The 26,812-nt window shown below is 72.9% G+C and carries 22 protein-coding genes; 15 read left to right on the top strand and 7 right to left on the bottom strand.

The genetic code is table 11. From position 1 onward, the window contains the following. The first annotated feature begins 27 nt into the window (after nucleotides 1–27). Entirely contained in the window at nucleotides 28–990 is a 963-nt protein-coding gene (locus ABZV00_RS06655; protein WP_355602437.1) for a DUF4349 domain-containing protein, read from the top strand. Here ABZV00_RS06655 and ABZV00_RS06650 read toward each other — a convergent pair. Both ABZV00_RS06650 and ABZV00_RS06645 read right to left on the bottom strand, forming a co-directional pair. Then, complete coding sequence (locus ABZV00_RS06650; RefSeq protein WP_355602435.1) at nucleotides 947–2,206, bottom strand: amidohydrolase; 1,260 nt, start codon at nucleotides 2,204–2,206, stop codon at nucleotides 947–949. The two genes, ABZV00_RS06655 and ABZV00_RS06650, sit on opposite strands and share 44 nt — an antisense overlap. 543 nt (nucleotides 2,207–2,749) lie before the next feature. After that, a complete protein-coding gene (locus ABZV00_RS06645) occupies nucleotides 2,750–4,333 on the bottom strand; it encodes a methylmalonyl-CoA mutase family protein (protein WP_355602433.1) in 1,584 nt (527 codons plus the stop codon). Between the two features lie 206 nt (nucleotides 4,334–4,539). On the opposite strand from ABZV00_RS06645, the gene ABZV00_RS06640 reads away from it, so the two are divergent. Both ABZV00_RS06640 and ABZV00_RS06635 read left to right on the top strand, forming a co-directional pair. After that, nucleotides 4,540–6,603, top strand: coding sequence for a protein kinase (locus ABZV00_RS06640; protein WP_355602431.1), 2,064 nt, complete (start codon nucleotides 4,540–4,542; stop codon nucleotides 6,601–6,603). Nucleotides 6,604–6,651: 48 nt separating this feature from the next. Further along, a complete protein-coding gene (locus ABZV00_RS06635) occupies nucleotides 6,652–8,331 on the top strand; it encodes a phospho-sugar mutase (protein WP_355602429.1) in 1,680 nt (559 codons plus the stop codon). 61 nt (nucleotides 8,332–8,392) lie between these two features. On the opposite strand, the gene ABZV00_RS06630 is transcribed toward ABZV00_RS06635, so the two are convergent. Both ABZV00_RS06630 and upp read right to left on the bottom strand, forming a co-directional pair. Beyond that, nucleotides 8,393–9,070 carry a GPP34 family phosphoprotein gene (locus ABZV00_RS06630; protein WP_328423431.1) on the bottom strand — a complete coding sequence of 226 codons (678 nt, stop codon included), beginning with the start codon at nucleotides 9,068–9,070 and terminating at the stop codon, nucleotides 8,393–8,395. 74 nt (nucleotides 9,071–9,144) lie between these two features. After that, the gene (upp, locus tag ABZV00_RS06625; protein WP_355602426.1) at nucleotides 9,145–9,777 is read right to left on the bottom strand and encodes a uracil phosphoribosyltransferase; all 633 of its coding nucleotides are present in this window, start codon (nucleotides 9,775–9,777) and stop codon (nucleotides 9,145–9,147) included. A 133-nt stretch (nucleotides 9,778–9,910) separates the two neighbouring features. On the opposite strand from upp, the gene deoC reads away from it, so the two are divergent. From deoC to ABZV00_RS06575, 10 genes are all read left to right on the top strand, one after another. Next, complete coding sequence (gene deoC / locus ABZV00_RS06620; protein WP_355602424.1) at nucleotides 9,911–10,870, top strand: deoxyribose-phosphate aldolase; 960 nt, start codon at nucleotides 9,911–9,913, stop codon at nucleotides 10,868–10,870. Nucleotides 10,871–10,876: 6 nt separating this feature from the next. Then, nucleotides 10,877–12,307, top strand: coding sequence for an aldehyde dehydrogenase family protein (locus ABZV00_RS06615; protein WP_355602422.1), 1,431 nt, complete (start codon nucleotides 10,877–10,879; stop codon nucleotides 12,305–12,307). Further along, a complete protein-coding gene (locus tag ABZV00_RS06610; protein ID WP_355602420.1) occupies nucleotides 12,300–13,124 on the top strand; it encodes an aldehyde dehydrogenase family protein in 825 nt (274 codons plus the stop codon). The genes ABZV00_RS06615 and ABZV00_RS06610 overlap by 8 nt, the downstream gene beginning before the upstream one ends. Before the next feature lie 310 nt (nucleotides 13,125–13,434). Further along, nucleotides 13,435–13,893, top strand: coding sequence for a BlaI/MecI/CopY family transcriptional regulator (locus tag ABZV00_RS06605; protein ID WP_328423421.1), 459 nt, complete (start codon nucleotides 13,435–13,437; stop codon nucleotides 13,891–13,893). 6 nt (nucleotides 13,894–13,899) lie between these two features. Continuing rightward, a complete protein-coding gene (locus ABZV00_RS06600; RefSeq protein WP_355602418.1) occupies nucleotides 13,900–14,805 on the top strand; it encodes a M56 family metallopeptidase in 906 nt (301 codons plus the stop codon). A gap of 289 nt (nucleotides 14,806–15,094) precedes the next feature. Further along, the gene (locus tag ABZV00_RS06595; protein ID WP_355602416.1) at nucleotides 15,095–16,345 is read left to right on the top strand and encodes a cytochrome ubiquinol oxidase subunit I; all 1,251 of its coding nucleotides are present in this window, start codon (nucleotides 15,095–15,097) and stop codon (nucleotides 16,343–16,345) included. 10 nt (nucleotides 16,346–16,355) lie between these two features. After that, nucleotides 16,356–17,363, top strand: coding sequence for a cytochrome d ubiquinol oxidase subunit II (locus ABZV00_RS06590; RefSeq protein ID WP_355602414.1), 1,008 nt, complete (start codon nucleotides 16,356–16,358; stop codon nucleotides 17,361–17,363). Further along, nucleotides 17,360–19,036 carry a thiol reductant ABC exporter subunit CydD gene (gene cydD, locus ABZV00_RS06585; protein ID WP_355602412.1) on the top strand — a complete coding sequence of 559 codons (1,677 nt, stop codon included), beginning with the start codon at nucleotides 17,360–17,362 and terminating at the stop codon, nucleotides 19,034–19,036. Before ABZV00_RS06590 ends, cydD begins: the two co-directional genes overlap by 4 nt. A gap of 47 nt (nucleotides 19,037–19,083) precedes the next feature. Further along, the gene (cydC, locus tag ABZV00_RS06580) at nucleotides 19,084–20,868 is read left to right on the top strand and encodes a thiol reductant ABC exporter subunit CydC (protein ID WP_355602605.1); all 1,785 of its coding nucleotides are present in this window, start codon (nucleotides 19,084–19,086) and stop codon (nucleotides 20,866–20,868) included. Nucleotides 20,869–20,936: 68 nt separating this feature from the next. Further along, nucleotides 20,937–21,611 (top strand): permease prefix domain 1-containing protein, encoded by a 675-nt coding sequence (locus tag ABZV00_RS06575; protein ID WP_355602410.1) that lies wholly within the window; start codon nucleotides 20,937–20,939, stop codon nucleotides 21,609–21,611. A gap of 13 nt (nucleotides 21,612–21,624) precedes the next feature. On the opposite strand, the gene ABZV00_RS06570 is transcribed toward ABZV00_RS06575, so the two are convergent. Beyond that, entirely contained in the window at nucleotides 21,625–21,969 is a 345-nt protein-coding gene (locus tag ABZV00_RS06570) for a helix-turn-helix transcriptional regulator (RefSeq protein ID WP_328423409.1), read from the bottom strand. 201 nt (nucleotides 21,970–22,170) lie between these two features. Between ABZV00_RS06570 and ABZV00_RS06565 the strand changes: the two genes are divergently transcribed. Further along, a complete protein-coding gene (locus ABZV00_RS06565) occupies nucleotides 22,171–23,130 on the top strand; it encodes a DNA primase (RefSeq protein WP_355602409.1) in 960 nt (319 codons plus the stop codon). 39 nt (nucleotides 23,131–23,169) lie between these two features. After that, a complete protein-coding gene (locus ABZV00_RS06560; RefSeq protein WP_355602603.1) occupies nucleotides 23,170–25,581 on the top strand; it encodes a transposase in 2,412 nt (803 codons plus the stop codon). 232 nt (nucleotides 25,582–25,813) lie between these two features. Here ABZV00_RS06560 and ABZV00_RS06555 read toward each other — a convergent pair whose 3' ends face one another. Together ABZV00_RS06555 and ABZV00_RS06550 are read right to left on the bottom strand one after the other, a co-directional pair. After that, entirely contained in the window at nucleotides 25,814–26,407 is a 594-nt protein-coding gene (locus ABZV00_RS06555) for an ATP/GTP-binding protein (protein WP_328423405.1), read from the bottom strand. A 1-nt stretch (nucleotide 26,408) separates the two neighbouring features. Further along, nucleotides 26,409–26,786 (bottom strand): DUF742 domain-containing protein, encoded by a 378-nt coding sequence (locus ABZV00_RS06550; RefSeq protein WP_030329021.1) that lies wholly within the window; start codon nucleotides 26,784–26,786, stop codon nucleotides 26,409–26,411. Nucleotides 26,787–26,812 lie beyond the last annotated feature (26 nt).

Here is a 26,812-nt window from a genome sequence, read left to right as displayed (position 1 = left end):
CACCGGCTGACGACAGAAGGAGCGGGGATGGACGAACGGGCGGGACGACGCCACGGCACACTGCTGGCGGTAACGGCACTGGCGGCGGCACTGGTGTTGACGGGGTGCGGTGCCGGCGACAGCGGGGCACGGGACACGGCCGGCTCGGCGGCCGACGCGCCGGCCGCGAACGGCGGCGCGGACAAGGACAGCGCTGCGGGCGCACCGGAGGCGGCCGGGGCTGGCGGGCCCGGGGCGGCCGGGGCCGGCGCACCGGACCTGCGGATCGACCAGCGGGCGATCATCTACACCGGAGCGATGCGGGTCCAGGTGAACGATGTGGACGCGGCCGCCCGCGAGGTCACTGCCGTGGTCACCCGGGCCGGTGGCTTCATCGGTGGCGACCAGCGACACAGCGCCGAGGCCGACGCGGTGGCGGAGTTGCAGTTGCGGGTGCCGGCGCCGAAGTTTTCCGGCGTGGTGGACGAGATCGCCAAACTCGGCCGGCAGCAGAGCCGGGAGATCAGCACCCAGGACGTCACCGAGGAGACGGTCGACCTGGACGCGCGGATCATCAGTCAGCGGGCCCGGGTGGACAGCGCCCGCCGGCTGCTCGCCCGCGCCACCTCGATCACCGACCTGGTGTCGCTGGAGAACGAGCTTGGTCGCCGGGAGGCGGACCTGGCCTCACTGGAGGCCAAGAAGCGGCGGTTGGCCGACCTGACCGCCCTCTCCACGATCACCGTGTCACTGGCCGGCCCGGCGGCGAAGACCACCGAAGAGAAGACCGAAACCGGCTTCCTGGTCGGGCTGAAGGGCGGCTGGAAGGCGTTCGTCGCCTCGCTGACCGTCCTGCTCACCGTGCTGGGCGCGCTGCTGCCCTGGCTGGTGGCGCTCGGCGTACCGCTGGCGGTGCTGCTGCTGGTGCTGCGCCGGCGGCGGAAGGATCCGGCCCTGGTGGCGCCGGTCAGCGCGCCGCCGCCAGTGCCCGCAGCGCGGTCTGCACCATGACGCGTACGCCGGCCGGGATGGCCCGCTCGTCCACGTCGAAGGACGCGCGGTGCAGGTCGACGTTGGGGCCGGAACGGCCCACGCCGAGGCGGGCGAGGGCGCCGGGGACGTACTCCAGATACCAGGAGAAGTCCTCGCCGCCCATGCTCTGCGGCGTCTCGGCGATCCCTTGCGGGCCGAGCGCGGCGGCGGTGGCCGCCGTCAGCACCTGGATGGCCCGGGAGTCGTTGCTCACCGGCGGCCGGCCGCGCAGGTACTCCAGGTCGACCGTGGCGCCGGTCGGAGCGATCACGTCGCGGACCACCTGAGCCACGATCTTGGGAGCCTGCTCCCAGGTGTCGCGGTCCATCACCCGCAGCGTGCCCGAGGCGCACGCCTCGGAGGGGATGACGTTGTAGCGGGTGCCGGCCGAGGCGTGGCCGAAGACCAACAGCAGCCCGCTGTTGGCCGGCACCCGGCGGCTGACCAGGGCGGGCACCTCGGTGATCAGCCGGCCGAGTGCGTCGACCAGGTCGACCGTCAGGTGCGGACGGGCGGTGTGCCCGCCCGGGCCGGAGAGCCGGACGGTGACGTTGTCGGCGGCCGCGGTGATCGGGCCGACCCGAAGGCCGACCTGGCCCACCGGCAGGTTCGGGTCGCAGTGCAGCGCGAAGATCTGCACCACGTCGTCCAGGCCGCCGGCCTCGATGACCTCGAGCGAGCCGCAGGGCAGGATCTCCTCGGCGGGCTGGAAGATGAGCCGGACCCGGCCGTCCAGCTCACCGAGGTCGGCGAGCTGGGCCAGCAGCATGCCGACGCCGAGCAGGATCGAGGTGTGCACGTCGTGGCCGCAGGCGTGGCAGACGCCCTCCACGGTGGACCGGTAGGGGACGTCCTTGGGATCGTGCAGCGGAAGGGCGTCGATGTCGGCGCGCAGCGCGATGACCGGGCCGTCCGGGCGGCCGTCGACGTCGCAGATCACGCCGTTGCCCTTGGGCAGCAGCCGTGGGTGCAGCCCGGCCAGTGAGAGCTCCCGGGCGATCAGGGCGGCCGTCTCGAACTCGGTACCGGAAAGCTCTGGGTGCGAGTGGAGGTGACGGCGCGTAGCGATCAGCCCTGGTACGCGGAGCGCGAGGAGGTGGTCCAGATCGCGGGGCAGAGGGATGGACCCGGGCGGCGTCTCCGGCCAGGACGACGCCAGCTGGCTGCCCGTGGGCAGCGTCAACGCACTCGTCACGTCGAATTCTCGATCACTAGAGATGGATGGATCATCGGGGACAGCAGACAGCCTAGACCTCCGGCGGTGACGCTGCGCAACCTCGTTACGGTAATGATCAGACCGCGCAGCGTCACGTATGCCCTGCTGAGGGCGCTCGGAGATGTGTGGGACAGCAGGTAGATCGCGTTCGAACGCCGTCATCCGCCCCTCACCTCCTACAACGCGTAACCGATCCCGGCGGTCACGAATCCCGGAGCCACTCATGGGCCCCCGTTGCGAATTGTCGCATTAGTCCGGCTGATGAACGGACACTCCGACAATTAGCCGACCACGCTCCGCAACGAGCCGGATAAAGACGCTCACACGCACCCGTCCGCCGTGACCGCACACCGTGTGCGTCCGCGTTCACCCGGTCGGGTTACCCCTAAACCTGGTGGGCACACCCCGGACGCCGTCGGGGGCCACGCCGCCCCCGGCCCAGCCGGGGGATCCGCTTCCGACTGTAGCTCCGCCGACGCCCAGCAAACCCGCCTTGACCTGGCAAAACAGCCGATCGTCCGATCAGAACCGGTCGGTGGGCCGGTACAGCCCCCACGCCTCGCGCAGCGTCCCGCAGACCTCACCGACCGTGGCCCGGGCCCGCAGCGCCTCCTTCATCGGGTACAGCACGTTCTCCGTCCCGTCGGCAGCGGCCCGGAGCCCGGCGAGGGCCCGCGCCACCGCGTCGGCGTCCCGTTCGGCGCGCAGCCGGGCCAGCCGCTCGGCCTGAGCCGCCTCGATCGTCGGGTCGACCCGCAACGGCTCGTACGGCTCCTCCTCGTCCACCGCGAACCGGTTGAGCCCCACCACCACCCGCTCGCCCGAGTCGATCTCCTGGGCGATCCGGTACGCGGACTGCTCGATCTCCCGCTTCTGGAACCCGGCCTCGATCGCGTCGACCGCCGAGCCGTGGTCGGCCACCCGCTCCATCAGCTCGACGGCGGCAGCCTCGATCTCGGCGGTCATCGCCTCCACCACGTACGAGCCGGCGAACGGGTCGACGGTGGCGGTCAGGTCCGTCTCGTACGCCAGCACCTGCTGGGTACGCAGCGCGAGCCGGGCGGCCTTCTCGGTGGGCAGCGCGATCGCCTCGTCGAAGCTGTTGGTGTGCAGCGACTGGGTGCCGCCGAGCACCGCGCCCAGACCCTGCACCGCGACCCGGACCAGGTTCACCTCCGGCTGCTGGGCGGTGAGCTGCACGCCGGCCGTCTGGGTGTGGAAGCGCAACATCATGGACTTCGGATCCTTGGCGCCGAAGTCGTCGCGCATCAGCCGGGCCCAGATCCGCCGGGCGGCGCGGAACTTCGCCACCTCCTCCAGCAGCGTGGTGCGGGCCACGAAGAAGAACGACAGCCGGGGGGCGAAGTCGTCCACGGCCAGCCCCGCCGCCAGCGCGGCCCGGACGTACTCCACGCCGTTGGCGAGGGTGAACGCGATCTCCTGCGCTGGCGTCGCTCCGGCCTCCGCCATGTGGTAGCCGGAGATGGAGATGGTGTTCCATTTCGGCACCTCCTTGCGGCAGTACGCGAACGTGTCGGCCACCAGGCGCAGCGACGGCTTCGGCGGGAAGATGTACGTCCCCCGGGCGATGTACTCCTTGAGGATGTCGTTCTGGATGGTGCCGTTGAGCGCCGAGCCGGGGACGCCGTTCTCCTCGGCGACGAGCTGGTAGAGCAGCAACAGCACCGACCCGGGCGCGTTGATGGTCATCGAGGTGGAGACCTTGTCCAGCGGGATGTCGGCGAAGAGCAGCCGCATGTCGTCGATGGAGTCGATGGCGACGCCCACCTTGCCGACCTCGCCGTGCGCGATCGACTCGTCCGAGTCGTAGCCCATCTGGGTGGGCAGGTCGAAGGCGACCGAGAGGCCCATCGTGCCGGCCCGCAACAGCTGGTGGTACCGCGCGTTGGACTCGGTGGCGGTGCCGAAGCCGGCGTACTGGCGCATGGTCCACGGGCGGGAGGTGTACATCGTGGGGTAGACCCCCCGGGTGTACGGGAACTCGCCCGGGCCGCCCAGGCGGGTGTCCAGGTCCTCCGGAAGGTCGGCCGCCGAGTAGACGTCCTTGATCGGGAAACCGGACTCGCTTGACCGCCGTTCGCTCATCCCCGGATGGTAGGACCCGTGGGCGCGCCGTCGGGTGAGGGATACCGCACAGTGCGTCCCGACAGCTCAACAGGAGGTGAACGGTTGGCCACGTTCTGTCGAGTTGGATAAACGTCCGTCGCGTCGGCTTTCGCATCGGGCGTCGGAACCAGCAAGATAGGGGGGTTGTGTCCCAGCCCCCCTCGATTTCCCCCGGTGGCTTTTCTGTGACTCAGATCCCGACGTGGAGCGGCGGACCGGTTAGTTCCGCCAACGGACGAGCGGCGCCCGGCACCACCATCGGTGGCCGGTACTCGCTGCGGTCCTCGGTGGGCAACGGCGGCATGGGTACGGTGTGGCGCGCCACAGACACCCTGCTGCGCCGGGACGTGGCGGTGAAGGAGGTCGTCCTGCCCCCGGGGCTGGCCCCCAGCGACCGCGACGCCATGTACGAACGCACCCTGCGCGAGGCCCGTGCCGCGGCTGCCATCCAGCACCCCGCAGTGGTCCAGGTTTACGACGTGGTCACCGAGGCCGGCCGGCCGTGGATCGTCATGGAGCTGCTGGACGCCCGCAGCCTCGCCGACATGGTGATCGAGGACGGGCCGGTCGCGCAGCGCGCGGTTGCCAAGATCGGCATCGCGCTGCTCGGCGCGTTGGAGGTCGCACACGCGATCGGCGTGCTGCACCGCGACGTCAAACCGGCCAACGTGCTGATCTGCACCGACGGGCGCTGCGTGCTGACCGACTTCGGGGTCGCCCGGATGCCCACCGACGTGCAGCTCACCACCCCCGGCATGGTGCTCGGCTCGCCGCACTTCATCTCGCCCGAGCGGGCCATGGGCCAGGAGTTCGGGCCGCCGAGCGACCTCTTCTCGCTGGGTGTGACGCTCTACACGGCGGTCGAGGGGCGGCCCCCGTTCGACAAGGGCGACCCGATCGAGACCATGCACGCCGTCGTCGAGGACCCGCCCGCCCCGCCGCAGCGCAGCGGTCCGCTGACCCGGGTGCTGATGGGCCTGTTGGAGAAGGACCCGGCCCGCCGGCTGGACGTGCACACCTCCCGGTCCATGCTGCGCGAGCTGCTCGCCGGCCCGCTGGGCAGCACCGCCACCGCCGTGCACTCGGTCACCGACCCGTACGCCGTGGTGCCGGTGCAGCAGCGACCGGCGCCCCTCGCCCTGCCGGCCCAGCCGGAGCCGAAGCCGGACAACCAGATCGGCGGCCGGGCGATGCTGGCCCCGGGCGAGTCGTTGACCGACCGGCTGGCCGCGCTGCGCCGGGGCGAACGCCCGCAGCCGGCCGGCGCGGCCGGCGCCACCGGGCTCGACGAAACCAGCGCCGACGCGCTGGCCGGCCCGCTGCACACGCCCACCGGCGCCATGCCGGTTCCCGGCCGACCCGCTACCGGGCGCACCTACGGCGGCAACGCGGACGCCACCCAGCGGGTGGACGCCGGCGGGCACCCGGACGCCACCCAGCGGGTCAGTTACGGCAGCCGGTCCGACGCCACCCAGCAGGTCGCCTACGGCGGCGCGCCGGAGGCCACCCAGCGCATCGGCGGCACCTACGGCGGTGGAAACCAGTGGTCGGTGCCCGGCACCGGGCAGCCCTGGGCCACGCCGCCTGCCCCGTCGGGCGGCGGCGCCCTCGGCAAGGTCCGCGCCACCGGTGGTCAAATGGTCAGCACCGTGAAGGGCTGGCCGCGCAAGGTGCAGTTGGCCGCGGCCGGTGGGCTGGTCGTGGTGCTGCTGCTCGGCATCGTGGCGCTGTCCAGCGGCGGCGACGAACCCCCACCGGTCACCCCCCAGGCCCAGCCCACCGCGTCCGCCCCGGCTGATCCGGGGGTGGAGATGCAGGAGCACTCCGCCCGGGGCGTGCAGGTGCTGGTGCCGAAGGGCTGGAAGAAGTCCACCGGCGGCAGCTACACCGACTACATCGACCCGGAGGACGACGGTCGCAAGATCCGGATCCTCACCGAGAAGTGGACCGGGACGCCCACCCGCTGGGCGGAGAGCGCACAGAACTTCCTCCGCACCAAGAGCACGTCCTGCAAGAAGCCGTACGAGCAGGTCGCCATCAGCGAGCGGGAGTCGGCGGGCAGCCCCGGCGTCGAATTCGAGTACACCTGTGGCGAGGGTGGCGACATGCGCCACGGGGTGTGGCACGCGGTGGTCAACGACGGCAAGGCCTACTCGTTCTACCTGTCCTCCAGCGACGCCCGGTACGGCGAGAGCAAGCCGATCTTCGACGAGATGGTCCGGACGTTCCAGCTCACCGGCGACGGCTGAGCCGGAGGGAACCGATAGCGGTGATCCGCCGCCGTGCTATCAAGGGGCATGGCGGCGGACACCACTGACATCGACGACATTCGCGAGCAAGCCCGGCGCTGGCTCGCCGACGACCCGGACCCGGCCAGCCGGGATGAGCTGACGGCAGTGCTCGACCGGCTGCCGGCGAGCGCCCCGGAGTTGGCCGACCGGTTCGCCGGGCCGCTGACCTTCGGCACCGCGGGCCTCCGCGGCCCACTGCGCGCCGGCCCCAACGGAATGAACCTCGCCGTGGTCACCCAGGCCGCCGCTGGCCTGGTCGGCTGGCTCGCCGCCCAGGGCGGCACCGGCCCACTGGTGATCGGGTACGACGCCCGGCACGGCTCCCGCGAGTTCGCCGAGCGGACCGCCCAGGTGGCCACCGGTGCCGGCCGGCCGGCTCTGCTGCTGCCCCGCCCGCTACCCACCCCGGTGCTGGCGTACGTGGTGGGCCAGCTCGGCGCGGTCGCTGGCGTGATGGTCACGGCCAGCCACAACCCGCCGCAGGACAACGGCTACAAGGTCTACCTCGGCGCCGAGCTGGGCGGGGAGCTGGGCGCGGGAGCGCAGATCGTGCCGCCTGCAGACGCCGGTATCGAGGCCGCCATCCGCGCGGTCGGCCCGCTGACCCAGGTGCCGCTGGGCCAACCCGGTCAGGTGCTCGGCGACGACGTGGTCGCCTCGTACGTCGAGCGGGCCACCGCGGTGATCGCGCCGGACGGGTCACGGGACCTGACGGTGGCGTACACCCCGCTGCACGGGGTGGGTGCTGCGGTGCTCACCGCCGCCTTCGCCCGCGCCGGCTTCCCGGTGCCCGGTGTGGTGCCCGATCAGGCCGAGCCGGACCCGGAGTTTCCCACCGTGTCGTTCCCCAACCCGGAGGAGCCGGGAGCGGTGGACCGGCTGATCGCGTTGGCCGACTCCACCGGCGCCGACCTCGCCATCGCCAACGACCCCGACGCGGACCGCTGCGCGGTGGTGGTCCGCGACGGCATGACCGACGGCGGGCAGAGCTGGCGGATGCTGCGCGGCGACGAGGTGGGTGTACTGCTCGCCGACCACCTGATGCGCCGCGGGGTGACCGGGCTCTACGCCACCACCATCGTCTCGTCGTCACTGCTCCGGGCGATGTGCGCGGCCCGAGGGCTGCCCTACGACGAGACGTTGACCGGCTTCAAGTGGATCGTCCGGGCCGGCGGCGGGAGCGCGCCGCTGGTCTACGGCTACGAGGAGGCGCTCGGCTACTGCGTCGCCCCGGAGCACGTACGCGACAAGGACGGCATCACCGCCGCGCTGACCGTGGCCGAACTGGCCGCCGGCCTGAAGGCGCAGGGTCGTACGCTGACCGACCGGCTGGACGAGCTGGCCGCCGAGTTCGGCGTGCACCACACCGACCAGCTCTCCGTCCGGGTGGACGACCTGCGGGAGATCGCCCGAGCGATGGCCCGGATCCGCGCGGCCACCCCGACCACGCTGCTGGGCCACCCGGTCGACAGCACCCAGGACCTGCTGCCGGAGGCGGACGTGGTGATCCTGCGCACCGGGGCAGCCCGGGTGGTGATCCGGCCGTCCGGCACCGAGCCGAAGCTCAAGGCGTACCTCGAGGTCGTCGAGCCGGTCACGGACGGCGACGTCGCGGCGGCCCGGACCCGCGCGCAGGCCGCGATCGCGCAGCTCCGCACCGAGATCGCCGCCGCCCTCGGCCTCTAGTGCGAGGAAGGGCCCCTTGCCGACGCCTGGTGCGTGGGCAAGGGGTCCTTTCGTGTCGGGGTCAGGCGCGCTTGCCGAGGGCCTGGTCGACGGCCTTCGCCAGGGCGGCGACGACCAGGCCGACCGAGGGGCGGACCACCGAGTCGTCGGTGCTCACCTCGCCGGAGAAACCGGCGCCGGTGGCGATCTCCGCCAGCCGGCGGCGGGCGTCCGCGGCGGCCTCGCCGGTCACCCCGAGCGCCGATTCCATCCGGAGCACCACGACCAGGGTGGCCAGCGCGGCGGTCCGCTCGTCCGGTGCGGCCACCCCGGTCAGCGCCTCGGCCAGCCGCAGCCGGGTTTCCGCCTCGACGGACGTGTCCACCACCGGGTAGCGGTGCACGTGGATGAAGCCCAGTTCGGTCTCGTCGATGTCCCGGACCACGCCCTGCCGGCACAGGTCACCGAGGATCCGGTCGCGCAGGCCGTGCCGCAGGCGCTGCACCCACGAGGCCGGCGTGTGCGGGGTGTCGGCTGCGATCCGGCCGAGCACCTCGTCGGTGACCGGCTCGCCGGTGGGTGTCGGGTCGACCACGGTCAGGGACCCGTCGGCGTACGCGATCCGGCCGGCCAGGGCCAGCTCGACCAGGACCGCGGCGGCCATGCCCAGGTCCAGGCTGATCCGCGGCATGGTCGCCTTGCCGGTCGTGTCGTCGTAGGCGAGGAGCAGCAACTCCTCGGCGAGCGCAACACCAGTCATGGCCGGAGACGGTAGCGGGTCCGCGCACCACCGCGCGCGAACCCGCCGGACCCGGCACCGACCGGGGTAACGCGTCAGAAGCGGGGCATGCCGCCGAACTGGCGGTCGCCAGCGTCACCGAGCCCGGGGACGATGAACTTCCGGTCGTTGAGCCCATCGTCGATCGAGGCGGTGACCAGCCGCAACGGCAGGCCGGAGCGTTCCAGCCGCTCGATGCCGACCGGCGCGGCCAGCACGCAGAGCACGGTAATGTCGGTGCAGCCCCGGTCGGCCAGCAGCCGGCAGCAGTGCTCCAGCGAGCCACCGGTGGCCAGCATCGGGTCGAGCACCAGCACCGGCAGGCCGGACAGCTCCCGGGGCAGCGACTCCATGTACGCCCGCGGCTCGTAGGTCTCCTCGTCGCGGGCCAGGCCGACGAAGCCCATCGAGGACTCGGGCAGCAGGCCGAGCGCGGCGTCCGCCATGCCCAGGCCGGCCCGCAGCACCGGCACCAGCAGCGGCGGGTTGGCCAGCCGGGTGCCCACGGTGGCGGTGACCGGCGTCTGCACCGGGTACCGCTCGACGGGGAAGGAGCGCGCCGCCTCGTACACCAGCATGGTGGTCAGTTCGTGCAGCGCGGCCCGGAACGTCGAGGAATCGGTGCGCGAGTCCCGCATGGCGGTCAGCCGAGACTGGGCCAGCGGGTGGTCAATGACGTGTACGTCCACGATCGCTCAACCTACCGGTCCGTCCGGCGTGGCGGTGCGGCTGCGGCCGGACCAGCGACGCCGCTCACGCTGGCGCGTCACCGGGCGGGCGTGAGCAAGATCACTCAGTGGTCCCGTGCGTAGACTTCACGGCATGACGGCGACAACGACGTCGGCCCGGTCGGAGCTCTCCGAGCTGGGACGATCCGAGACCGCTCTGCGGACCTTCCTGCACGGCCTGCCCGGCGTGGACCAGGTCGGCGCGGAGCAGCGGGCGGCACAGCTCGGCACCCGCTCCATCAAGACCACCGCGAAGGCGCAGGCGATCGACCTGGCCATCCGGATGGTCGACCTGACCACCCTGGAGGGGGCGGACACCCCCGGCAAGGTGCGCGCGCTGGCCGCGAAGGCGCTGCGCCCGGACCCGGCCGACCCGTCCTGCCCACACGTCGGCGCCGTCTGCGTCTACCCGGCGATGGTCCCGTACGTCGCCGAGGTGCTGCGCGGCAGCAATGTGCACCTGGCCAGCGTGGCGACCGCCTTCCCATCGGGCCAGGCGCCGCTGGAGATCAAGCTCGCCGACACCCGGGCCGCCGTCAAGGCCGGTGCCGACGAGATCGACATGGTCATCAACCGGGGCGCGTTCCTGGCCGGGCGGTACAAGGAGGTCTACGACGAGATCGTGGCCACCAAGGAAGCCTGCGGGGACGCCCACCTCAAGGTGATCCTGGAGACCGGCGAGCTGGCCACCTACGACAACGTGCGTCGGGCCTCCTGGCTGGCCATGCTGGCCGGCGGCGACTTCATCAAGACCTCCACCGGGAAGGTCCCGGTCGCCGCGACGCTGCCGGTGACCCTGGTGATGGTGGAGGCGGTCCGCGACTTCCGGGCCGCCACCGGGCGGCAGGTCGGCGTGAAGCCGGCCGGTGGCATCAAGAACACCAAGGACGCGATCAAGTACCTGGTGATGGTCAACGAGACCGTCGGCCCGGACTGGCTCGACCCGGACTGGTTCCGCTTCGGCGCGTCCAGCCTGCTCAACGACCTGCTGATGCAGCGCACCAAGCTGACGACCGGCACCTACTCCGGTCCCGACTACTTCACCCTGGACTGATAGCCGATGTTCGAATACGCACCCGCCCCCGAGTCCCGCTCGGTGGTGGACCTCAAGCCCTCGTACGGGCTGTTCATCGACGGTGAGTTCGTCGACCCGACCGACGGCGGCAGCTTCAAGTCGATCAACCCCGCGTCCGAGGAGGTGCTGGCCGAGGTATCCGAGGCCGGCGCGCAGGACGTGGAGCGCGCGGTACGCGCCGCCCGCAAGGCGTACGAGAAGGTCTGGGGTCCGATGCCGGGCCGGGACCGGGCCAAGTACCTGTTCCGGATCGCCCGGATCATCCAGGAGCGCTCCCGCGAGCTGGCCGTGCTGGAGTCGCTGGACAACGGCAAGCCGATCAGGGAGTCCCGCGACGTCGACCTGCCGCTGGTCGCCGCGCACTTCTTCTACTACGCCGGCTGGGCCGACAAGCTGGAGCACGCCGGCTTCGGGTCGAACCCGCGGCCGGTCGGTGTCGCCGCGCAGGTCATCCCGTGGAACTTCCCGCTGCTCATGCTGGCCTGGAAGATCGCCCCTGCCCTTGCGGCGGGCAACACGGTGGTGCTGAAGCCGGCGGAGACCACCCCGCTGACCGCGCTGCTCTTCGCCGAGATCTGCCAGCAGGCCGAGCTGCCGGCCGGCGTCGTCAACATCATCACCGGCGCCGGTGACACCGGTCGGACGCTGGTCGAGCACCCCGGCGTGGACAAGGTCGCCTTCACCGGCTCCACCGACGTCGGCCGGGCCATCGCCCGGTCCGTCGCCGGCACTCGCAAGAAGCTCACCCTGGAGCTGGGCGGCAAGGCTGCCAACATCGTCTTCGACGACGCACCGATCGACCAGGCCGTCGAGGGGATCGTCAACGGCATCTTCTTCAACCAGGGGCACGTCTGCTGCGCCGGCTCCCGGCTGCTGGTCCAGGAGAACGTCGCCGACCGGGTGCTCGAGTCGCTGAAGCGGCGGATGGCCCAGCTGCGGGTGGGCGACCCGCTGGACAAGAACACCGACGTCGGTGCGATCAACTCCGCCGCCCAGCTGGAGCGGATCCGCGAGCTGTCCGACGCCGGCTCGGCCGAGGGCGCCGAGCGGTGGTCGCCGCCGTGCGAGCTGCCCGACCGGGGCTTCTGGTTCGCGCCGACCATCTTCACCGGGGTCACCCAGGCGCACCGGATCGCCCGCGAGGAGATCTTCGGCCCGGTGCTGTCGGTGCTCACCTTCCGCACCCCGGCCGAGGCCGTGGAGAAGGCCAACAACACGCCGTACGGGCTGTCGGCGGGGATCTGGACCGACAAGGGTTCCCGGATCCTCTGGATGGCCGACCGGCTGCGCGCCGGCGTCGTCTGGGCCAACACGTTCAACAAGTTCGACCCCACCTCGCCGTTCGGCGGGTACAAGGAGTCGGGCTACGGTCGCGAGGGCGGCCGGCACGGGCTGGAGGGCTACCTCAATGTCTGAGCGGGTCGCGGTACGCAAGACGTACAAGCTCTTCATCGGCGGGAAGTTCCCGCGCAGCGAGTCGGGACGGTCGTATCTCGTGCAGTCCTCGAATGTGTCACTGGCCTCCCGCAAGGACGCCCGGGACGCGGTGGTCGCCGCCCGCGCCGCCGTGAAGGGCTGGGCCGGGGCGACCGCGTACAACCGGGGTCAGATCCTCTACCGGGCCGCCGAGATGCTGGAGGGTCGCCGCGAGCAGTTCGTGGCCCTCGGCGTGCCGGGCGACGAGGTGGATGCCGCGGTGGACCGCTGGGTCTGGTACGCCGGCTGGTCCGACAAGCTCCCCCAGGTGTACGGCGGCGCCAACCCGGTCGCCGGGCCGTACTTCAACCTGTCTTCGCCCGAGCCGACCGGCGTGGTCGCCGTCGTCGCCCCGGAGCGCCCGGCGCTGCTCGGCCTGGTCAGCGTGATCGCACCGGCGATCGTCACCGGTAACACGGTGGTGGTGGCGGCGTCCCCGACCGAGCCGCTGGCGGCGGTGACGCTGGCCGAGGTGCTGGCCACCTCCGACCTGCCCGGCGGGGTGGTCAACATCCTCACCGGCAGGATCACGGAGACCGCGCCGACGCTGGCCGCCCACATGGACGTCAACGCGATCGACCTGACCGGGGTGACCGACGCCGAGCTGGCGGCCGACCTGGAGGTCAGGGCGGCGGAGAACCTCAAGCGGGTGCTCCGGCCGACCCCGGCCGACCACGACTGGTCCGCCGACCCCGGCCTGGCCCGGATGACGAACCTGCTGGAGACGAAGACCGTCTGGCACCCCAAGGGGGTGTGATCGGTCGGTCCCGGCCGTGGGGTTTCGGGGGGAGCCCGCCCGCTCCGGGCGGTCAGGCTTGATCCCTCCGCAGGCGGGCTCCCCCCGAAACCCTGACCTGGGCCGGGTCCGCCCGGGTATTCGATCTTGCTGGCCGGTGCCTCCTGAGGGGTCACCGGCCAGCGGTGTATCCAGTGGACCGACCACGCCGGTGATCATGGGGTTGGCGAGAGGATCGATCTCGCCCGACCCAGCCAACCTGATGATCGTCGGTGGCGGAGCGGGTGACCTCTTGGGGTGGCGGATCTACTACCGGGGGTAGGATTGCGGGGTGACTCGGTTGGGCGATCTTGAGCGTGCGGTGATGGACGTGCTGTGGGACGTGGTTCCCGGCACGTCGGACGGAGTGACCGTGCGCGAGGTGGCCGACGCGCTCGACGGCCGCGAGCTGGCGTACACCACGGTGATGACCGTGCTGGACCGGCTCGCCGGCAAGGGCATGGTGCAGCGGGAGCGGGAGGGCCGGGCCTGGCGGTACCGGCCGGCAGCCAGCCGCGAGGCACACATCGCCCAGCTCATGCTCGACGCCCTCGACCTGGGCGGCAGCCGGGACGCCGCGCTGGTGCGCTTCGCCCGCTCGGTCACCGGCACCGAGGCCGAGGTGCTGCGCGCGGCCCTGGGGAGCGAGGCCGGGCTGACCCGGCCCGCGCCCACCGAAGGGGCCGAGCTGACCGACCGGGTGGACGGACCGGCGGGCCGGCGGGCAGCCGACGAGGCAGCGGAGCGGTAGGGCGCCATGGCCTACGCCGCGCACTTCGCCGCCACCATGCTGGCCTGCTATCTGACCGCGCAGGTACTGGCCCGGTCGACCTGGACGTGGCGTAGCCCTCGGGTGGCGATCATCTGCTGGCAGGCCGTCGGGTTGGCGCTGGGCCTCTCCGCGATGGGCCTGCCGATGGCGCTCGGAGTGAGCGGGTACGACCTGCCGACCGGAAGCGCACTGCTCGCCCTGACGACCGACCTCGCTCACGGCACCCTGCCGGTCGGGGAGACCGCCTTCCACCTGGCCGGTGTGGGCGTGGGCTTCGGCATCGGGGCGGTGCTGGTCACCACGACCGTGCGCAGCATCCACGGCACCGTACGCGCCCAGCGCCGTCACCGGGACCTGCTCACGCTGGTCGCCCGGGACGACCCGGCCGCGCCCGGCGCGCTGGTGCTGGATCATCCGAGCGCCGCGGCGTACTGCCTGCCGGGGGTGAAGCCGCAGGTGGTGGTCAGCGCCGGCACACTGACCCTGCTGGACCGGGCCGAGCTGGCCGCGGTGCTCAGCCACGAGCGGGCACACGCCCATGAGCGGCACGACCTGGTGCTGCTGCCGTTCACCGCGCTCTGCCGTGCGTTGCCGTGGTTCCGCTGGGTCCGTGACGCACACGAGCGGGTCGCCCTGCTGGTCGAGATGCGCGCCGACGACAAGGCACGCGAGCTGCACGCCGAGGCACCGCTGGCGGGCGCGCTGCGCCGGTTCGCCGCCGCCGGCCACCGGATCACCCCGGCCGGGGCGCTGGGCATGGGCGATCGGGACCTGGACGTACGCGTGCAGCGCCTACTGGTCAGCGACCAACCGCCCCGGGTCCTCGGCGCCGCGGCCCTCGCGGTCGCCAGCACGCTGGTCGCCCTCCCGATCAGCCTCTTCCTGAACTGACCCGCACCCGCGCCCGAACCCACTGCACCGCACACCGCGCGACTTCGCGCCGCGCCGCCGTGCCCGTGCCCGTGCCTGCGCCCGTTCAAGGTCACGCTCGATCCAGGATCTAGTGGCCTCTCGGGTCCGTGAGGCCACTACATCCAGGTTTGAGCGCGATCTTCCCGAACCCCAGGACTACTACGTCGTGTCGTAGACTTTCTTACGACAGGGCGTAGTAGTTAATGTGTAGCCAAGCTACGTGTAGGATGGCTATGACAAGGGAGCCAACGCTTACGGAGAGCCGGCCATGGACACGCTGCTCCTCGCTCGCCTGCAGTTCGCCACCACCACCTCGATCCACTTCCTGTTCGTGGTCGTCACGCTCGGGCTGGTCACCCTGCTGGTCGGGATGCAGACCGCCTGGGTGGTCACCGGCAACCCGACCTGGGAGCGGCTCACCCGGTTCTGGGGTCAGCTCTACGTGATCAACTACGTGCTCGGCATCGCCACCGGCATCGTCATGGAGTTCCAGTTCGGTCTGAACTGGAGCGGCCTGTCGCGCTACGTCGGCAACGTCTTCGGCGCACCGCTGGCCATCGAGACACTGGTGGCGTTCTTTCTGGAGTCCACGTTCCTCGGCATGTGGATCTTCGGCTGGCATCGGCTCCGCAAGGGCGTGCACCTCGCGCTGCTCTGGGGCGTGGCGCTCACCGCGTACGCCTCGGCGTTCTGGATCATGGTGGCCAACTCCTGGTTGCAGCATCCGGTTGGCTACGAGGTGCGCGACGGGATCGCCCACCTCACCGACTTCGGCGCACTGCTCACCAACCCCAGCCTCGGCATGGCCTTCGGGCACGTGGTCTCGGCGGCGTTGCTGGTCGGCGGGATGCTGATGGCGGCCATCAGCGCCTGGCACCTGATCCGGCGCACCCCCGACTTCGCGCTCTTCCGCACCTCGCTGCGGATCGGCCTGGTCACCGCAGCGGTGGCGATCACCCTGGTGCAGGGCTTCGGCTTCGCCCAGTTCGGCCCGGTCGGCGCGGTGCAACCGACCAAGTTCGGCCAGGGCCCGGAGGCGCAGGCGCTGATCGCCGAGTGGACGGTTCGGTTCGGCCCCGGCGACTACACCCCACCCGTGCTGGCCAGCGTCGGGCTGGGCTTCATGATCCTGATCGGCTTCACCCTCGGCTGCGTCTGGTTCCTACTCCCCCTGCTCTACCGGGACTGGATCATCCGACTGCGCTTCCCGCTCTGGCTGGTCCTGCTCGCCCTGCCGCTGCCGTTCGTCGCGGTGATCCTCGGCTGGATCTCCCGGGAGGTCGGCCGTCAACCCTGGGTGGCGTACGGGCTGCTCCCCACCGAGCAGGCGGTCTCCCCAGTCGGCGCACCGGTGATGCTCGCCTCGCTGATCGGCTTCAGCCTGCTGCTGGGCACCCTCGCCGTCACCAACTGGGTCCTGCTCGCCCGGCACGCGGCCCGCGGCGCGGGCGACCCGCCGCTCGGCCGCCCGCCGGCAGTGCCGCACGAGCCGTCCCAGCCCGAACCCGCCCTCGCCTGAGGAGATCTCCGTGGACCTCGCCTGGTACGCCCTGCTCGGCCTCTTCTTCTGCGGGTACCTGGTGCTCGCCGGGTACGACTACGGCGTCGGGCTGCTGCTCGCCCGGGGTGGTGGTCCGGCCGGGCGGCGGGCGACGCTGACCGCGCTCGGCCCGTTCTTCCTCGGCAACGAGGTCTGGCTGGTCGCTGCCATGGGCATCCTCTTCGGTGCCTTCCCGGTGCTGGAGGGCGAGTTGCTCTCCGGGTGCTACCCGGCCGTCGCTGGCGCGCTGACCGGGGTGATCCTGGTCACCGCCGGGGTGCAGCTTCGCAGCAGACCGACCGACGAACGGATTCGGGCCCGTTGGGACCGGGTCGTGGTGGTCGGCAGCGCGCTCGCCGCGCTGGGCTGGGGTGTGCTGCTGGCCGCGCTGCTGCAGGGCATGCCGCGGCAGGCCGACGGGCACGTCGCCGGGGTGTCGCATCTGGCCACCCCGTTCGCGGCCGCCGCCGGGCTCGCCATGGTCGCCCTGGTCGCGGTGCACGGTGCGACCTTCCTCACCCTGCGGCTGCCGGCCGCCGACGCTGCCGCGGTCGGCCGGTTGGCCCGCCGGCTGGTTCGGGTGGCGCTCACCGCGGTCGCCCTGGCCACCGTCGTGGGCCTGCTCTCCGCCCGGGTACGCGACGCCGTCCAGCGGCCGGCGGTGGCCGTACTCCTGCCGGTGCTGCTGGCGGCGGCGCTGCTGGTGGCCCGCGCGGCGCTGACCAGGCATCGGCCGGGGTGGGCGCTGATCGCCACCGGCGCGGCCCTGGCGCTGCCGGTGGCGCTGGTCGGCGCGGCCCTCTGGCCCTACGTGCTGGTGTCCACGACCGACTCGGGCGCCTCGCTGACGGTGGCCGACGCCGCCGCCAGCGCACCGACGCTGCGGCTGCTCGGCTGGGTGGTGCTGCCCCTGCTGCCGGCCCTACTAGGCTTCCAGGCAATGTGTTGGTGGGTTTTCCGGGGACGGACCGACGGCAGGGCACCGGTGTACTGGTGAACCGCCGTCCCTTCGACCCGCGTCTGCTGCGCCGGGTCCCCGAGGCCCGGCGTGATCTTGCCGTGCTCGCCCTCCTCGGCGTGCTCGCCGCCGGGTTGATCGTCGCGCAGGCCACCGCGCTCGCGACGGCGCTGGCCACGGCCTTCGACGGGCGGCTGGACCGGCCGGCGCTGGCCGGCTTCGTGCTCACGGTCGCCGCCCGTTCGGCGTTGGTCTGGGCGCAGGGCACGGTCTCGGCGCGGGTCGCCGCCACGGTCAAGGCCACGCTGCGGGCCGACCTGCTCGGCGCGGTGGGCCGGCACGGGCCGGCCTGGGTGGCCGGTCAGCGGGCCGGTCAGCTCGCGACCCTGACCGGGCGCGGGCTCGACGCGTTGGACGCGTACTTCACCGGGTACCTGCCGCAGTTGGTGCTGAGCGTGACGGTGCCACTGGCGGTGCTGGCCCGGGTCGTCCTCGCCGACTGGAGCTCGGCGGTGATCATCGCGCTGACCCTGCCGCTGATCCCGGTCTTCGGCGCGCTGCTCGGCTGGCAGGCGCAGGCCGCCACGGAGCGGCAGTGGCGCCGGCTCTCCCTGCTGGGCGGGCACTTCCTCGACATGGTCGCCGGGCTGCCGACGCTGCGCGCGTTCGGGCGGGCCCGGGCGCAGACCGAGGTGGTCCGCCGGATGGCCGACGGGCACCGGGTCGCCACCATGAAGACGCTGCGGATCGCGTTCCTCTCCGCGCTGGTGCTGGAACTGGTCGCCACCCTCTCGGTGGCCCTGGTCGCGGTGCCGGTCGGCATCCGGCTGCTGGGCGGCGGCCTGGCCCTGCAGACCGCGCTGCTGATCCTGCTGCTCACCCCGGAGGCGTACCTGCCGCTGCGGGCCGCCGGCAGCCGCTTCCACGCCAGCATGGAGGGGCTCACCGCGCTGGACGAGGCGCTCACCATCTCCGCCGCGCCGGCCGCACCCCGGGCCGCCGAGGGCGCGGCCACTCCGGACGGCCGGGGCGAGATCCGGTTCGAGTCGGTGACCGTGGCGTACGAGCGGACCACCGCACTGCGCGACGTGACCCTGACCGTCCGGCCCGGCGAGCGGATCGCCATCATCGGGCCCAGCGGCGCCGGCAAGAGCACACTGCTCGGCCTGCTGCTCGGCTTCGTGACCCCGACCAGCGGCCGGATCACGGTGGACGGGGTCGACCTCGCCGCCGCCGACCCGGACGCCTGGCGCAGGCAGTTGGCCTGGGTGCCGCAACGGGCCCACCTCTTCGCCGCCTCACTGGCCGACAACATCCGGCTCGGCGCGCCCGACACCCGGCCCGAGGCACTCGCCGCCGCCGTACACGACGCGGCCCTGGACGACGTGGTGGCCGGCCTGCCGGACGGGCTGGACACGCTGCTCGGCGAGCGCGGGCATGGCCTGTCCAGCGGGCAGCGGCAACGGGTGGCCCTGGCGCGGGCGTTCCTCCGGGACGCCCCGGTGGTGCTGCTCGACGAGCCCACCGCCCGGTTGGACACCGCAGCCGAGGCGGTGGTGCTCGACGCCACCCGCCGGCTGGTCGCCGGGCGGACCGCGCTGCTGGTCGCGCACCGGCCGGCGCTGCTGGCCGACGCCGACCGGATCCTGCGGATCGAGGACGGCCGGGTCACCGAGCTGACGCCCGAGCCGACCGGGAAGGTGACCCGATGAGCACGGCACCCGATCCCCTGGCGGCCGGGCCGGGCCCGCTGGACGCGATGCCGGAGTTGGCGGCTGGCGCGGCACCGGCCGGGCGGGCGACCGCCGAGCGGACGGTGCTGCGGCTGGCCCGGCCGTACCTGAGCCGGCTCGTCGGCGCGGGGCTGCTCGCCGCTGCCACCGAGTTCGCCGGGCTCGCCCTGATGGCCACCGCGACCTGGCTGCTGATGAGCGCCGCCGGCCAGCCGCCGTTGGACCGGCTCACCGTGGCGATCGTCGCGGTCCGGGCACTGGCGATCAGCCGGGGCGTGTTCCGCTACACCGAACGGCTCGCCGGGCACGACGCCGTGCTCCGCATGATCACCGACGTTCGGGCCCGGGTCTTCGCCACCCTCGCTGCCCGCCGCACCGCCGGGCACCGCTCGGGGGACGTGCTGAGCCGGCTGGTCTCCGACGTCGAGGCGGTCCAGGACCTGCTGCTGCGGGTGCTGGTGCCGGCCTCGGCGGCAGCCCTGGTCGGGTTGTTGGCGGTGGGCGGGGCGGCGCTGATCTCGCCGCCGGCCGCCGGTGTGCTCGCCATCGGCCTGCTCGTGGCCGGGGTGGCGCTGCCCGTACTGGCCACCGCGGTCACCCGGCGTAGCGCGGCCGAGGTGGCCCCGCTGCGCGGCGCACTGGCCACCGACGCGATCGACCTCACCCACGGCGCCGCCGACCTGGCCGCGTTCGGCGCGACCGACACCGCTCTGCACGCCGCCGAGCAGCGGGCCGGACGGCTGGCGCGGCTGGAACGCCGGCTGGCCGCCACCGGGTTCGCGGTGGACGCGACGGGCGTTCTCGTCGCCGGCCTGACCGCTGCCGCGGTGGTGCTGGTCGCGCTCGCCGCCGACGTGCGGGGTGTACTGATCGGCGTGCTGGCCGTCGGCACCCTGACCGCCGTCGAGGTGGCGCTGGCCCTGGTCGCGGCGTCCCGCCAGTGGACCCAGCTACGGCCCGCCCTGACCCGCGTTGCCGCCCTGCTCGATGCGGACGCACCGACTCCCCCGGCCGCCGATCTCAAGCCGGACGGCGTGGACCCGGGCGGCCCGCACGAGCTGCGCTTCGTCGACGTGACCGTGCGGTACCGGGCCGGTGCCGCGCCCGCGCTGGACCGGGTGAGCCTGGACCTGCCGGCCGGGCGGCGGATCGCGGTGGTCGGCCCGAGCGGCGCCGGCAAGAGCACCCTGGCGGCCGTGTTGACCGGCGCGGTCCGGGCCGCGTCCGGCCGGGTCACCCTGGACGGCCACGACCTGTCGGCGTACTCCGAGGAGGAGCTGCCCCGCGCGGTCGGCGGGCTGCTCGCCGAGGCGTACGTCTTCCACGCCACCGTGCGGGAGAACCTGCTGCTCGGCCGGGCAATGGCGGACGACGAGGAGCTGACCGCGGCGACCGCCGCCGCTGGCCTGCTGGACTGGGTACGCGCCCAGCCTGCGGGTTGGGACACCCTGGTCGGCGAGGAGGGCGCCCAGCTCTCCGGCGGCCAGCGGCAGCGGCTCGCGCTCGCCCGGGCCCTGCTCGCCGCGCCGTCGGTGCTGGTGCTCGACGAGCCCACCGAAGGGCTGGACCCGGCCGCCGCGGACGCGGTGCTCGCCTCCGCCCTCGCCGCCACCCCCACCGGGCACTCGGTGTTGCTGATCAGCCACCGGCTCAGCGGTCTGGCCGGCCTGGACGAGATCGTCGTCCTCGACGGCGGCCGGGTGATCCAGCGCGGCCGGCACGCCGAGCTGATCGCCACCCCCGGCTGGTACCGGGACCAGTGGCTGCTCCAGGCGGCGGCCGAACGCGGGTATCTGGCCCTCGCCCCCTGACCGGCCTCCGGGACCGACCAGGGTTTTCCCGGACGTCCGCGCACCGACGTCCGTGGCAGGGTGGTGCCATGCCGCGCTGTGAGGACGTGTTGGTGGAGGAGCACCTCCGGGAGCTGGCCGCCCGGTTGCAGGGGCCCGCGCGGCTGAAGACCGACCTGCTGACCGAAGCCCGGCACGGGCTGCTGGACGCCGTCGAGGCGTACCGCGAGGACGGGGTGCCGCCCACCGAGGCGCAGCGGCGGGCGGTGGCCGAGTTCGGCACACCGGCGCAGCTGCTCCCCTCCTGGCAGGCCGAGTTGGCGGTGGGTGCGCTGCGCGGGCTCTCGCTGCGGATGCTGGCCGTGGCCGGGGTGCTGGTGGTGGCGGGCGACCTGACCTGGAGCGGGGCGACCTGGAGCGATGGCCCGCGCCCGCCGGCCGTCTACCTGCTGCTCTCCGCCTCGGTCGACTGGATCTGGATGGGCGCGCTGCTGTTCGCGGTGGCCGGTCTGCTGGTGGTGGTGGCGAGCGGCCGGTCCGCCCGGCCTGGCCTCGTGGTGGCGCAGCGGGCGGTGGGCGCCGGCCTGACCGGCACCCTGGTCCTCGGCATGCTGGCCGGCGGCGCTCTCTTCGCCTGGTCGATCGGGCTCTGGGACGCGGCGCTGAGCTGGCCGCCGATGATCATCGGCGCGGTGCTGATCAGCGCCGCCTACTTCTCGCTGACCCGCGCGGCGCGCGGCTGGTTGCGGGCCACCGCCCGCTGAGTCGGCGGGCGGCTCAGGCCGGGGTGCCGGGAGGTGGGCTGCCCGGGTCGAGGAACTGGCCGACCGTCGTGCGGAACTCGCGCCAACCCGCCCGCTCCCCGGCCAGCGCCCGCCGGCCGGGGTCGGTGAGCTGATACGTCCGCCGCTCCCGGCCGTTGACCGTGCTCCAGGTGCTCGCCACGTGCCCGGCGCGCTCCAGCCGGCGCAGAGCCGGGTAGATGGTGCCGGTGGGCAGGTCGAGGTTGCCGTCGCTGCGCGCCCGCAGCGCCTCGATGATGGCGTAGCCGTGCAGCGCGCCCTGTTCGAGAACGGCGAGCAGCAGTGCGTCGAGGTGGCCGTGCAACGCCTGGGCCTTCATGCGTAGCAAGACTACTTGTCCGACGGCCGGTCCGCCACCGGCAGGCCCCCGGAGACGCCGGCGGTAACCTGTGGCTGCCGGCGCTGACCCGCAGGCCCGAACCGGTGCACCGCCCGGCCTTCGGGGTGCGGGCACCGGCCACCCAGACCCGCCGACTAGGGTATGTGCCCAGAGTCACTCGCCGGTCGGAGACGCCGGCGGGTGGGCAACCCGAAGCACACGGAGGTCAGCGTGGCCCGCCAGTCGCCCCAACGGCCCGACGCCGACGAGCCCGAGCTCGACGACACCACCGGCCCGGCCGAGCCAGACGAGGCCGACGAGACCGGCCGCGCGTCGACGCCGGCCGACCGGTCGCTCTGGGACGAGGTGCGGATCGACCCGGTGGAGATCGCCCTGCCCGCCGGCACCGGCTTCACGCTGCGGGCGTACCGGACGGCGGGGGAGCTGACCCCGACCGACGTGACCGAGCGGGACCAGGACGACCCGTTCCTCGCTCGCCGTCAGGTGGTCGAGGAGGAGGACGACGAGACCGTCGTCATCCTCGACGATGAGTTGGCCGAGGAGTTCGCCGAGAGCGACGAGGAGGAGCCGTCGCGCCGCCGCCGCGACGGTGCCACGGACGCCGACGCGACCGAGGACGACGAGGACGAGGCCGTCGCCGACGAGGCGGACGACGAGGAGGTGCCCGCCTTCCTCAGCCACCGGGGCAAGCTGCTGCTGTTCAAAACCCCCGAGTCGTTGGTGAGTTTCATCCGATCCGGCGCGCCCAACGATCTGTCCCAACTGGACAGCTGGAATGAATTGGCCGAACGGGTAGAGCCGGCCGATATCGCGCCGCTGGACGAGGACACCTACGAGCTCGACCTCGTGGTGGAGAACCTGCGCGGCGGGCACGACAGCTGGGATTCGACCCTGCTGATCGAGGCTGGTGAGGTCGCCCGTGACCTGTCGTACGCGTTGCGGCTGCCTGCGGTGTTGGACATGCTCTCCGCCGGTTCCAGCCTCGACGATCTGGACGAGGCGCTGCGGGCCACCGTCAACGGTGGGATCGGCGGTTTCATGGGCCGACGGCGGCTGAAGAAAATCGGGGCACAAACCGCAAGTCTGGGTTGGCGCACCATTGTCGGCAAGATCTCTGCGGTCGTGGACTGGCGCGACTGACCCGTACCGGGGAGCATCAGTTGCTGGCAGAGGAAAGACCTGTCCCGGGAGGAGGACGACGCCGTGGCGCTCGTGCGCGTGTACTGCGGTCTGGCCTCGGCGGACCCGGCTGATCGATCGGCCTCGGCCGGTTCGACGCTGACGTCCGCTGTGGTCGACGACGCAGGCCGTCTGCTGCATGTCTGCGAGATCGGCGACGACCCGGCTGGCTACGCCCAGCTCGTCGCGCTGCTCGTGGAGCGGTCGGGCGGGCCGAGCGGCGCGGCCATCGCCGCCGACAGCGACGACCACACGGTCACCTCGCTGTTGAGCGCGGCGGGTCGGCCCCTGGCGATCGCCGACGACGACTCGGTGGACGACTTCGCCGAGCGGTTCGCCGACGACGACTCCCTGGAGGAGATGCAGTCGCCGCCGGCCGAACGTCGGGCTGTCGGCCTTGCCCGCGCGTTGCAGGCGGGCGCACTCTCCGCGGTCACCCTGCCAGCACCCCGGGACCTCGCCGGCTACAAGCAGGTGCTCTCCGCGCACGCCGCGCTGGCCAGCGGTCGACACTCCGCCGCCGTGGCCCTGCGCGAGGTGCTGCGCGAGCTCTACCCGGCGGCGCTGCGCGCGTACCCCGATCCGGCCGAGCCGGTCTCGCTGGCGGTGCTGGACGCGCTGCCCGAGCCGGGGATGCTCGGCGGCACCGTCGCCCGGGGCCGCGAGGTCTCGGTGGCGACCGACGCCATCGCCGCGCACCTCGCCGCGGACGGGGTGGCCGACGCCGACGAGATCAACGATGCGGTCACCGCGTTGCGGGTCGCCATCTCCGAGACGCCTCGCCGCGCCGCGGTGAACCGGGCGCTCACCTCTGCGGTGGCCGAGACGGTCCGGCAGGCGGTCGCCTCGGTGCGCGCCTGCGACGCCGGTTGCGAGGCTCTGGTGAGCGCGCTCAGCTCGCGGGTCAGCACTCCCGCGCCGGCGCCCGGCCGCCGGGCCGCCACCCGTCGTGGCGAGTCGATCAGCGACCTGGCCGGCATGGCCAACACCAGCACCGGGTTGCGGACGGTCCGGCCGACCCCGACCCCGACCCCGACCCCGGCCGCCGCCGAGCCCGCACCCACCGGTGGTCGGCGCAGCCGCCCCGAGCCGGTCCCGGGCGGCGCCCCGCTGGCGTCGCCCCGCCCACTCGGGCCGCCGCCGGTCGCACCGGCTCCGGTCACCCCGCCGCCGGTCGCGCCCACTCCGGTGGCCCCGGCCGCGTTCGCCGGCCCGCCGGTGTCCGCCCCTCCCGGGCGAGCCGAGTTCGGTCCGAGCCGGATCGACGGTCCGACCAACCGGCCGGTCTCCTCGCCGCCGCCTCCGCCTCCGGGGATCACCCCGATCGCACCGGCGCAGCGCGGCACGGTCCCGCCGGCCGAGGCCGGCGAGCCGTTCCGGCCGACGCTGACCACCGCCGCGATCAACAACGCGCGGGCCGAGCGGCAGCGCACCGTCATCCCGCCCCGCCCGAAGACCAACGGCCAGCCCCGCCCGAACCACCTGCAGCGTCCGGTCGAGGAGCCGCCCACCGGCGGGTTCAGCGCCACCGACCTCAGCATCCCGGTGCCCATCCCCCGGCCCGACCAGGAGTCGGCAGCGCCGGGCTCCCGGGCCAACTGGCCGCTGGTCAACAACCCGGAGGACCCGGCCGACAGTTCGCCGAACAACCCGGCCGCCTACTCGTACGGCGGCGGCCGTGGCATCGATGCCCCGACCGACCCGGGTCGCGCCGACGGCCGCGTCACCCCGCCCTGGCTGGCGGACGACCTACCCCAGGAGCCACCCATGCTGCGGCTGGTGGAGCCGCCGCCGCTGGCCGATCGGGCGCTGCGCGAAGGGCTCAACCCGCCCGCCGACCCGCGTCTGGAGACGCCGCCGCTGCGGTTGGTCGACGCGGAGCAGGCCGCTCGCAACAGCCGTCCCGCAGCCCGCGCCGAGCGCGCTCCCGAGCACCGGCCGGCCCCCCCGATCGAGCACCGGCCACCGCCGGTAGCAGACGAGGGCGACGGTGACCTCCTGATCTTCGCGCAGGCCAAGTCGGCCTGGTTCGTCGGGCAGACCGAGGAATCCGACATGGACTGGTCGACGAAGGCCGACACCGGGTGGCAGGCCGCCGAGCAGGCCGCCCGCCCCGCGGTGGGTGCCGAGACGACGGCCGGGCTGCCAAAGCGGGTGCCGCAGGCCAACCTGGTCCCGGGTTCCCCGCTGCGCGAAGAGCGTCCACTGCGGATAGTGCGTGACGCTGCGAGCCTCGCCGAGAACACCACCGGCTACTTCCGCGGTTGGCGCCGCGGCCAGGAGATCGGCGGGTTCGCAGTGGGCGGCCGGCCGGGTCGCGAGGCCGCTGGCGGCTGGGACTTCAGCCGCGACCACGGCGACCGCGATGACGACCGGGAGTACGAGTACCGCTCCGCCGGCTACCAGTCCTGAGCACTGTCAGCCACTCCGGCTGACGGCACAGCGACACAAGCGCAGACCGACGACAAACGTCCGGGGTGAGAGGTCTCACCCCGGACGACGTCTATGTAAAGACCTTGGAAGGCACCTACCCCTCCAGGGGTCGGATCCTTCCACGATCTCCGACGGTCGCGCACCGACCGGTCCTGGACAGCATTTAGCGCCCGGTGGCGGCCGAAGCTACCACCGGGCGCTGATCGCCCGATCAGGCCGGGGCGACGGCGCGCGTACGACGCATGGTGAGCACGTACTCGACCAGCGAGATCAGCACGTGCTTCGTCGACTCCCTGTTACGGGCGTCGCAGGCCACCACCGGCACGTCACTCGAGATCGCCAGCGCGTCCCGAACGTCCTGCGGGTCGTGGTACTGCATCCCGTCGAAGCAGTTGATGGCCACCAGGTACGGAAGCCGCCGGTGCTCGAAGAAGTCGATCGCCGCGAAGCAGTCGGCCAGCCGGCGAGTGTCCACCAGCACGACCGCACCGATGGCGCCCCGGACCAGTTCGTCCCACATGAACCAGAATCGGGTCTGACCCGGCGTACCGAACAGGTACAGGATCAGGTCACGATCGATCGAGATCCGGCCGAAGTCCATGGCCACCGTGGTCGTCGTCTTGCCCGGCACCTGCCGGGTGTCGTCGACGCCCACGCCGGCGGAGGTCATGATGGCCTCGGTGGTCAGCGGCGTGATCTCCGAGACCGAGCCGACCAGCGTCGTCTTGCCGACGCCGAATCCACCGGCGATAACGATCTTCGCCGACGTCACGCGCGCGCTCGGGTTCGGCGGGCGGTGCGACATGTCAGAGCCTGCGAAGTCCACTCAGCACCCTCTCCAGCAGTTCAGTGCCCACCGCGTCGTCGGAGTCGTCCAGGATGGTCGGCTCGTGGACTGCGACCAGGCCGTCCGTCGCCATGTCGGCGATGAGCACCCGGGCCACACCGAGCGGGAGCTGCATCCGCGCCGCGATCTCGGCGAGCGATTGCACGCGTCCGTCACACAGCGCGGCGATGTACTGGTGTTCGCGGCCCTGGCCGCCGTTGCCATTGGCAGCGGCCCGACCGCGCACCGTCGTCTCGACGAGCGCCTCCAGCGCGATGTCGAGCCGGGGACGGGTACGACCACGGGTAACGGCATATGGACGGACCAACGCTCCGGTCGGTTCGTCACGATCGGCCATGTCGCCGCTCACCTCCTTCGTACCCC

Origin of the sequence: Micromonospora sp. NPDC005173 (assembly GCF_040608515.1) — a bacterium.
Classification (GTDB): Bacteria; Actinomycetota; Actinomycetes; order Mycobacteriales; family Micromonosporaceae; genus Micromonospora.
This window is presented reverse-complemented; position numbering and strand designations above follow the sequence as displayed.